This is a genomic window from Bradyrhizobium liaoningense, assembly GCF_018130955.1.
GTDB classification, from domain to species: domain Bacteria; phylum Pseudomonadota; class Alphaproteobacteria; order Rhizobiales; family Xanthobacteraceae; genus Bradyrhizobium; species Bradyrhizobium liaoningense_C.
Window position 1 is genome coordinate 81036 of sequence record NZ_JAFCJM010000031.1, and the last position, 9248, is coordinate 90283.

A 9248-nucleotide genomic window follows, 5' to 3' on the forward strand; every position below is an offset into this window, starting at 1 on the left:
ATTTGGTGCACTCGTCATGACGCATCTGTCATGGGACGTATTCGGCTGTTGCGTGTTAGAACGGCGGCGTTTCGTGCGACCGGGACGCGCCGGGTTGGCCCTGGATGTGGCCTTGGGAGACAATGAGAATGAACCGCCCTTTCCTCTTTCGCCTCGTTTTGGCCGCGCTGATCCCGGCAGCAGCCATTTCGCTCAGCAATTCCGGCGCTTTGGCGCAATCGCCGAGCCCAAATCCGAGTTCAAGCCCGGCTCCGGCGGCCTCCGCGAGCCCCTCGCCGGCACCATCGGCGTCCCCGGCCCCGGCAGCGAGCGCGTCACCGGCAGCCTCACCCGCCCCGGCCGCCAGCGCATCGCCCGCGGCAACGCCGAGCCCGGCCCCGGCGGCCAGCGCCTCCCCCTCACCGAGCCCAACCGCTCCGCCGGCGGCCAGCACCGCCCCGGCACCGTCAGACGTTCCCGTCAAGACCGCTGACCCCTTTGGCGAGGAATTCTCGCTGGAGCCGAAGAAGGTCGTGATGGTCAAGGGCACCGCGAACTGGGATTCGGCGTTCGACACGCTGATCGATGCCTTCAAGGCGCTGAACACGCTGCTCACCAAGCAGGGCATCAAGCCGAACGGCAACATGATGATTGTCTACACCTCGACCGACGACACCGGCTTCACCTTCCTCGCCGAAATCCCGGTCGACCAGGATCCGAAGAATCTCGCCAAGGACATGAGCGTGGGCAAATCGCCGGAGGGCAAGGCGCTGAAATTCGTCCATCGCGGCTCCTACGACAACATGGACAACACCTATGAGGCGATCACCAATCACCTCGACGACAAGAGGCTCGAAGCCAAGGACACGTTCATCGAGGAATACCTCACCGATCCCCTGAAGACGGCCGAGGACAAGCTCGTGATCAACGTCTACGTGCCGCTGAAGTAAGTGACCTGGAAGTGAGAGCCATGACGAACCGCGCGACCATTGCCTCCCTTTGCGCCGCCGTTTTCGTCGCCGTGCTGGCGGCGGCGCCCGCGCGTGCGGATGATTTTCCGGCGGCGATCTCGGTGAGCGGCGAAGCAACCGTTTCCGCAGCGCCCGACCTCGCGCATATCGATGCCGGCGTGGCGACGGACGCGAAAACTGCGAAGGAGGCGTCGGACGCCAACAACGCGGCGATGGGCAAGGTGCTGCTGGCGCTGAAGGGCGCCGGAATCGACGAGAAGGACTACCAGACCTCGCGGCTGTCGTTGCAGCCGCAATATGCCACCTCGTCCAAAGTATCCGAGGTGCAGCGCGGCATCGTCAGCTTCCGCGCCAGCAATCGCGTGACGGTTCGAATCCGCGACGTGACCAAGGTCGCCAGCGTGATCGACACGCTGGTCACATCAGGCGCCAACGACGTCGGCAACATCTCCTTCGAGGTGACGCAGGCCTCAAAGCTGCTCGACGGCGCCCGCGAGCAGGCGCTCGCCGACGCCCGCCGCAAGGCCGAGATCTACGCCAAGGCCGCCGGCGTCACGCTCGGTGCCCCGCTCGCGATCACGGAAGGCGGCGGCGCAGTGCCGATGTTCAAGGGCCGCATGACTGCCGCACCGATGGCCGCGGCCCCCGTGCCGATCGCGCCCGGCGAGGAGACGCTGTCGGTGAGCGTGAATGTGAGCTGGGCGATCAAGCCGGCGCAGTAAGGCGGCGCTGGCGCAACGATTAATGCTGTCATCCTGGCGAAAGCCAGGACCCATTACCCCAGGGAGTGGTTGTGGCGCGAGGCTGGTAACCCCGAGTCTTCGCCAAACTTCTCCCTGGGGTTATGGGTCCTGGATCTGCGCTCCGCTCTGGACAACGCTACGCGTTGCCAGGAGCTACGCTTGTCCAGGACGACGGTGGAATTAGAGAGCTAAACCTCCACCACCTGCCCCGGCTTCAGCGCGACGAACCGCTCCGGCGGGACGTCCGCCGCCTTCAATGCTTCGGCGAGCGCCTGCACCGGTGCGTCGATGGCTTCGTCGGTGAGCTGGAACGTGCCGTGATGATGCGCGAGCGCGGCTTGCGCGCCGCAATCGGCCAGCGCCTTCACGGCGTCTTCCGGATTCATGTGCTGGTCACGCATGAACCAGCGCGGCTCATAGGCGCCGATGGGGAGGATCGCGAGCCGTAGCGGCCCATGCACCTCGGCGACGCGGCGAAAATGCTTGCCCTCGCCATAGCCGGAATCGCAGACGATGTAGATCTTCCCCGCAGGCGTCTCCAGCACGAAGCTCGCCCACAGCGCCTTGTTGCGGTCGAACAGGCCGCGCGCCGACCAGTGCCGCGTCGCCACCAGCGTCACGGCCACGCCGTTGCCGAGCTCGACGCGGTCCTTCCAGTCAAAACCTTCCGCTTTGATCGCAGGATCCGACTCGCGCATCGTGATGTCGTTGCCCAGCGGCGTGATCACGCGGGGCGCGAAGGTCGCGGCGAGTTTCGACAGCGTTTCGATGTCGAGATGATCGTAGTGGCCGTGCGACACCAGCACGACATCGATCTTCGGCAGCTTGTCGAAGGCAATACCGGGATCGTTGTGTCGCTTCGGTCCGGCAAAGCCGACCGGCGAGACCCGCATCGACCAGACGGGATCGATGAGGATGTTAAGGCCGGCGGTCTGGATCAGCCAGCTCGCATGGCCCACGTAGGACAGCCGCACCTTGTCGCCCTCGACGCGCAGCGGCGGCGTATCGGCATGGGGGCTCGGGGCCCAGTCCGGCCAGGCCGCGCGCTTGCGCCCGCTGCCGAACTGCCAGCGCAGGACCTCGCCCAGCGATTTCGGCGGCACGCCGTCGGGATCGAAGAATTGCAGTCCGTCAAAATGGTCGGAGACGGGTCCGTCGTAGGTTTTCATGTAGGTCATCCAGAGGGACGGCACGCCGATCGCCGCGGCAAGGCCGGCAAATGATCCAAAAAGGCGGCGGCGGGTGATCGGCACAAACGGGCTTTTAGGGCATGAGCGGACGGTACGACATCACCGCCTATATGGCGGTGCCGGCCGAATTGGAACATGGGGCGAGAAGCGGAATATTTTCAGGAACTTGCCTTAACGGACGGGCCCACCGCACCTAACTTTCCTTGACTTTTGGGCCTTGGCAGCGTTTAAACCGCGCACTTTCTCGGAAAGGCTTTCTTTTCGACCCGCCGACTGGCCCCGGAGGCCAGAGGCCCACGCCCGACAGCGCTGTGCGCCCTCGGGCGCAAAGGTGTTTGGAAGATCGCGTTCTCGCGAACAAGACAAAGGACGACTTCATTGTTCGACAATCTGTCGGAAAGGCTTGGCGGCATCCTCGATCGTCTGACGGGGCGCGGTGCGCTGACCGAAAAGGACGTCGACGCCGCGATGCGCGAGGTGCGCCGCGCGCTCTTGGAGGCCGACGTCGCGCTCGAAGTGGTGCGCAGCTTCACCGACCGCGTCCGCGAGCAGGCGATCGGTGCCACCGTCGTCAAGTCGGTGACCCCCGGCCAGATGGTGGTCAAGATCGTCCATGACGAGCTCGTCAACACGCTCGGCTCGGACGGACAGACCATCGACGTCAATGCCGTGCCGCCGGTGCCGATCATGATGGTCGGCCTGCAGGGCTCCGGTAAAACCACCACCACCGCAAAGCTCGCCCGCCGCCTGGTCCAGCGCGACAAGCGCAAGGTGCTGATGGCCTCGCTCGACGTCTACCGTCCGGCGGCGATGGAGCAGCTCGCGGTGCTCGGCCGCGACCTCGACATTCCCACTCTCCCGATCGTGGCGGGACAGCAGCCGCCGCAAATTGCAAAACGCGCGCTGGAAGCCGGCAAGCTCGGCGGCTACGACATCGTGCTGCTCGACACCGCCGGCCGCACCACGCTCGACGAAGAGATGATGGCGGAAGCCGCCGCGATCAAATCCGCCGCCAATCCGCACGAAGTGCTGCTGGTCGCCGACAGCCTCACCGGCCAGGACGCCGTCAACCTCGCCCGCGCCTTCGATCAGCGCGTGGGCCTCACCGGCATCGTGCTGACACGTGTGGACGGCGACGGCCGCGGCGGTGCGGCGCTGTCGATGCGCGCGGTCACGGGAAAGCCGATCAAGCTGATCGGCACCGGTGAAAAGACCGACGCGCTGGAGGATTTCCACCCGAGCCGTATCGCGGGGCGCATCCTCGGCATGGGCGACGTGGTGTCGCTGGTCGAGAAGGCCGCCGCGAATATCGACGCCGAGAAGGCCGCGCGTGTCGCCGAGCGCATGCGCAAGGGTCAGTTCGACCTCAACGACATGCGCGAGCAGCTGCAGCAGATGGCGAGCATGGGCGGCATTGGCGGCCTGATGGGCATGATGCCCGGCATCGCCAAGATGAAGAACCAGATCGCGGCCGCCGGGATCGACGACAAGATCCTGAAGCGCCAGGTCGCGATCATCGACTCCATGACGCGCGACGAGCGCCGTCATCCCGACGTGCTCAAGGCCAGCCGCAAGAAGCGCATCGCCGCCGGCAGCGGCCAGAGCGTCGAGCAGGTCAACAAGCTGCTCAAGATGCACCGGAACATGGCCGACGTGATGAAGGCCATGGGCTCGGGCAAGCGCGGCCCGCTCGCCGGCATCGCGCAGGCGATGGGCTTTGGCGGCGGCATGAAGATGCCTTCGCCCGAAGAGATGAAGGCGATGCAGGAGAAGATGCAAGGCGCGGGTGGCGGACAGGGTCTGCCGAACCTGCCGAAGGATCTGCCGCCCGGTCTTCGCTCGGGCCTGCCGAATTTGCCGGGGCTTACGGGCCTCAGCGGCAAGCCGACCCTTCCGGGGCTCGGCGGTTTTCCCGGCAAGAAGAAATGAGGAATTCGTCGCACGGGATCTCAACCGGTCTCGCGCAACGCGGAATACCAATCAACCGAACAGACTGTACTTTGAAGGAGAACTAGATGTCCGTCGTTATCCGCCTCGCCCGCGCAGGCACCAAGAAGCGTCCCGTCTATCACGTCGTCGTCGCCGACTCGCGCTTTCCCCGCGATGGCCGCTTCATCGAGCGCCTCGGCTATTTCAACCCGCTGCTGCCGAAGGACAACGAGGCCCGCCTCAAGCTCGACATGGACAAGGTGAAGGCCTGGGTCGCCAAGGGCGCGCAGCCGTCCGACCGCGTTGCACGTTTCCTCGACGCCGCCGGCGTCAAGAAGCGCGAAGCCCGCAACAATCCGCAGAAGGCCGTGCCGCGCAAGGAGCGCAAGGCGCAGGCCGAAGCCGCCGCCAAGGCGTAAGGCCAGGACATGCCGGCGCTGGTCTGCGTCGCGCGGATCGGCGCCGCGCATGGTGTGCGCGGCGCGGTCAAATTGTGGACCTTCACCGAAGATCCCTTTGCCGTGCGCCACTACGGTCCGCTTCTGTCCAAGGACGGCAAGCGCCAGTTCGAAATCGCGCAGCTGCGCGAGGCCAAGGACCATCTGGTCGCAACATTCAAGGGTGTTGCGACCCGCGATGAGGCCGAGCGCCTCAACGGCATCGAGCTCTATGTCGCGCGCGACAAGCTCCCCGCCACCGACGACGACGAATATTACCACACCGACCTGATCGGACTCGCCGCTGTGACCGCAGACGGCGAGCCGCTCGGCCGCGTGCTCGCGATCCATAATTTCGGCGCCGGCGACATCATCGAGATCGCGCCGTTGAGGGGCACGACCATGCTGCTGCCGTTCACTAATGCTGTCGTGCCCGAGGTCGATCTTGCAGGCGGCCGCGTCGTGATTGAGCTGCCGCAGGAGGTCGACGGCGAGGAGCGCTCACCGAGTCGTCCCGGCCTAGTGCGCAACTCGCGCACGGGGGGCCGGGACCCATAACCACAGGCCGTGGTTTTTGGCTAAGCTGACGACAATGACGACCTCCCCACCCTGGCGCGCGACGGTGCTGACGCTGTTTCCGGAAATGTTTCCGGGGCCGCTCGGCGTGAGCCTGGCCGGCCGGGCACTCGCCACGAGCCTCTGGGAATTGGAGGCGCGGGACATCCGGGCCTCCGCAACGGACCGCCACCGCAGCGTCGACGACACTCCGGCCGGCGGCGGTCCGGGCATGGTGCTCCGGGCGGACGTTCTGGCGGCCGCGATCGATGCCGCCGGGATAGGCGAGGGGCGGCCAAAGCTCCTGATGAGTCCGCGGGGTCGGCCATTGACCCAGGCCCGCGTCGTGGAACTGGCCCGCGGACCCGGGCCCCTGATCGTCTGCGGCCGGTTCGAGGGCGTGGACCAGCGGGTGATCGACGGGCGGGGGCTGGAGGAGGTTTCGATCGGCGATTACGTGCTGTCCGGGGGCGAAATCGCAGCCCTGGCCTTGATCGACGCCTGCGTGCGGCTGCTGCCGGGGGTCATGGGCAAGGAGGCCTCGGGCACGGAGGAAAGCTTCTCCGAGGGCCTTTTGGAGTACCCGCAATACACCCGCCCGCAGCTCTTCGAGGGGGTTCCGATCCCGGAGATCCTGACCTCCGGCGACCATGCCAAGGTCGCGGCCTGGCGGCGGGCCGAATCCGAGGCCCTGACGGCCGCCCGGCGGCCGGATTTGTGGGCCCGAATCCCAAACAAAGTCCCGAGCAATGTCCCAAAACGGCCCACCCGCCAAAAAGCGCCAAAAAACACGACAGACGGGTGACAAACGCTCCGGCTTGCCTTATACGAGCGCCAAATCCGCAATGGCTGGATAGACGAATTTCACGCAGCCCCCGTTTCTCAAGGCTGGGCGCGCCGATGGAGATTTACCCATGAACCTGATCAAGCAGCTCGAGCAAGAGCAATTCGACAAGCTCTCCGCCGGCAAGGACATCCCGGAGTTCGCCCCCGGCGACACTCTGATCGTCAACGTGAAGGTCGTCGAAGGCGACCGCACCCGCGTGCAGGCCTATGAAGGCGTCTGCATCGGCCGTTCCGGCGGTGGCCTCAACGAGAGCTTCACGGTGCGCAAGATTTCCTACGGCGAGGGCGTGGAGCGCGTGTTCCCGGTGATGTCGCCGATGATCGACTCGATCAAGGTGGTGCGCCGCGGCAAGGTGCGTCGCGCCAAGCTCTATTACCTGCGCAACCTCCGCGGCAAGTCGGCGCGTATCGTCGAGAAGCAGGACCGCGCGGCCGCCGCCAACGAGTAAGCTGCGCCTACAGGCGAGTTCTAGAAAGCGCGGGGCATGGCTCCGCGCTTTTTTGTTGCGTGGCAGGTACGCGTCAAAGCCCTCGCGCTTCCAATTCTCCCTGCTATATATTCGTAGAATGGTTCCAGATCAGACCAGCATTGAGCCGATCAAGCGCATCGTCATCGACGATCGCTCGCGGCTGCCTGGCCGGTTCTTCGGACGCTTTGCGACCTCGGCAACGTCAGAGCTTAGGCGCGCAGCCTGAGGGCTGCGGCGACGATTTCTTTGCCGCGCGCGTAAAGCCGCGCTCTAACGCTTTCAAACATTGCTGGAGCTTACGCTCATGTCCAAGCCGACCACGCTGTACGACAAGATCTGGAACGACCATCTGGTGCACGAAGCCGAGGACGGCACCTGCCTGCTCTATATCGACCGCCACCTGGTCCACGAAGTAACCTCGCCGCAGGCGTTCGAAGGCCTGCGCGCCACCGGCCGCAAAGTCCACTCGCCGGAGAAGACGCTCGCCGTCGTCGACCACAACGTGCCGACCACCGATCGCACCAAGCCGAACCCGGATCCGGAGAGCATCGAGCAGATCAAGGCGCTGGCCGAGAACGCCAAGGAATTCGGCATCGAATATTACGACGAGTTCGACAAGCGTCAGGGCGTCGTCCACGTCATCGGCCCCGAGCAGGGCTTTACCCTGCCCGGCACCACCATCGTCTGCGGTGACAGCCACACCTCGACGCATGGCGCGTTCGGCGCGCTCGCGCACGGCATCGGCACATCAGAGGTCGAGCACGTGCTGGCGACGCAGACGCTGATCCAGAAGAAGGCCAAGAACATGCGCGTCACCGTCGACGGCAAATTGCCTGATGGCGTGACGGGCAAGGACATCATCCTCGCCATCATCGGCGAGATCGGCACCGCCGGCGGCACCGGCTACGTGCTGGAATATGCCGGCGATGCGATCCGCGCGCTCAGCATGGAAGGCCGCATGACGGTCTGCAACATGTCGATCGAAGGCGGCGCGCGCGCCGGCCTCGTTGCGCCCGACCAGAAGGCGTTCGACTTCCTGCGCGACCGCCCGAAATCGCCGAAGGGCGCCGACTGGGATGCGGCCATGCGCTACTGGGAGAAGCTGCGCTCCGACGAGGGCGCGCATTTCGACAACGAGTTGCGCCTCGACGCAGCAAAGCTGCCGCCGATCGTGACCTGGGGCACAAGCCCCGAGGACGTGATCTCGGTGACCGGCTTCGTGCCCGATCCGGACAAGATCGCAGATGAAGCCAAGCGCCTCTCAAAACATCGCGCGCTGAAATACATGGGCCTGACCGCGGGCACGAAGATCACCGACATCAAGGTCGACCGCATCTTCATCGGCTCCTGCACCAACGGCCGCATCGAGGATTTGCGCGCTGCCGCGAAGATCGCGGAAGGCAAGCACGTCTCGGCGCACGTCAATGCCATGGTCGTGCCGGGCTCCGGCATCGTGAAGGAGCAGGCGGAGGCCGAGGGCCTCGACAAGATCTTCATCAAGGCCGGCTTCGAATGGCGCGAGCCGGGCTGCTCGATGTGCCTCGCCATGAACCCCGACAAGCTCAAGCCGGAAGAGCGTTGCGCCTCGACCTCGAACCGCAATTTCGAGGGCCGCCAGGGTTTCAAGGGCCGCACCCATCTGGTGTCGCCGGCAATGGCGGCAGCCGCTGCTATCGCGGGTCACTTCGTGGACGTGCGGGAGTGGCGCTAAGCCGCTCCTTCACTCCGTCGGATTGTAACGATCCGGGAAAGCCGCCCTTAAGGGGCACTGGTGAGACTGAGGGCTCGTTGCGGACAGCACCGAGCCCAAGTCTTATCGGTCGAGTCGGATGGCCAACAAGCCGGAATATGTCGATCTCATCGGGGAAGCGACGCAGCAGCGTCGGCGTCGGCCTGCGCCGTTGCGCATTGTCGCGCCGCCCGAGGTCGAGGAGACCTCGCGGCTGAGCCGCTGGCCACCGGCGATGTTCCGGCAATGGAAGATCGAGAATTTGATGCGCTGGAAAGCGTCATCGTGGAAGCTGAAGGGCTGATTGCCGCACGGCATGCATCAATCGGGTAGGAGGAAGCCTTGCAGCTTCCCCCTCCCACACCACCGTACGTACGGTCCCGTATACGGCGGTTCGTC

10 protein-coding genes are annotated in these 9248 nt (G+C 65.3%); 9 read left to right on the plus strand and 1 reads right to left on the minus strand.

Translation table 11 applies throughout. From position 1 onward, the window contains the following. The first annotated feature begins 128 nt into the window (after positions 1-128). Together JQ632_RS23940 and JQ632_RS23945 are read left to right on the plus strand one after the other, a co-directional pair. The gene (locus tag JQ632_RS23940) at positions 129-929 is read left to right on the plus strand and encodes a GyrI-like domain-containing protein (RefSeq protein WP_212405044.1); all 801 of its coding nucleotides are present in this window, start codon (positions 129-131) and stop codon (positions 927-929) included. 20 nt (positions 930-949) lie between these two features. After that, positions 950-1672 carry an SIMPL domain-containing protein gene (locus JQ632_RS23945; protein ID WP_212405045.1) on the plus strand — a complete coding sequence of 241 codons (723 nt, stop codon included), beginning with the start codon at positions 950-952 and terminating at the stop codon, positions 1670-1672. A 209-nt stretch (positions 1673-1881) separates the two neighbouring features. Here the strand turns inward: JQ632_RS23945 and JQ632_RS23950 are convergent, their stop codons facing one another. Next, entirely contained in the window at positions 1882-2946 is a 1065-nt protein-coding gene (locus tag JQ632_RS23950; RefSeq protein ID WP_212405046.1) for an MBL fold metallo-hydrolase, read from the minus strand. Between the two features lie 315 nt (positions 2947-3261). Here JQ632_RS23950 and ffh point away from each other — a divergent pair, with 315 nt between their 5' ends. The 7 genes from ffh (at position 3262) to JQ632_RS23985 (ending at position 9153) form a co-directional block, all read left to right on the plus strand. Continuing rightward, positions 3262-4812, plus strand: a complete 1551-nt coding sequence (gene ffh, locus JQ632_RS23955; RefSeq protein WP_212405047.1) for a signal recognition particle protein — start codon at positions 3262-3264, stop codon at positions 4810-4812. An 86-nt stretch (positions 4813-4898) separates the two neighbouring features. Further along, complete coding sequence (gene rpsP, locus JQ632_RS23960; protein ID WP_014490649.1) at positions 4899-5231, plus strand: 30S ribosomal protein S16; 333 nt, start codon at positions 4899-4901, stop codon at positions 5229-5231. Positions 5232-5240: 9 nt separating this feature from the next. Continuing rightward, positions 5241-5807: a ribosome maturation factor RimM gene (gene rimM / locus JQ632_RS23965; protein WP_212405048.1), complete on the plus strand. Its 567-nt coding sequence runs from the start codon at positions 5241-5243 to the stop codon at positions 5805-5807. A 34-nt stretch (positions 5808-5841) separates the two neighbouring features. Then, positions 5842-6609, plus strand: coding sequence for a tRNA (guanosine(37)-N1)-methyltransferase TrmD (gene trmD, locus JQ632_RS23970; RefSeq protein WP_212405049.1), 768 nt, complete (start codon positions 5842-5844; stop codon positions 6607-6609). 109 nt (positions 6610-6718) lie between these two features. Then, complete coding sequence (rplS, locus tag JQ632_RS23975) at positions 6719-7099, plus strand: 50S ribosomal protein L19 (RefSeq protein WP_212405050.1); 381 nt, start codon at positions 6719-6721, stop codon at positions 7097-7099. 325 nt (positions 7100-7424) lie between these two features. Next, positions 7425-8831, plus strand: coding sequence for a 3-isopropylmalate dehydratase large subunit (gene leuC, locus JQ632_RS23980; RefSeq protein ID WP_212405051.1), 1407 nt, complete (start codon positions 7425-7427; stop codon positions 8829-8831). Positions 8832-8949: 118 nt separating this feature from the next. Further along, positions 8950-9153: a hypothetical protein gene (locus JQ632_RS23985; protein WP_212405052.1), complete on the plus strand. Its 204-nt coding sequence runs from the start codon at positions 8950-8952 to the stop codon at positions 9151-9153. The last annotated feature ends 95 nt before the right edge of the window (positions 9154-9248 follow it).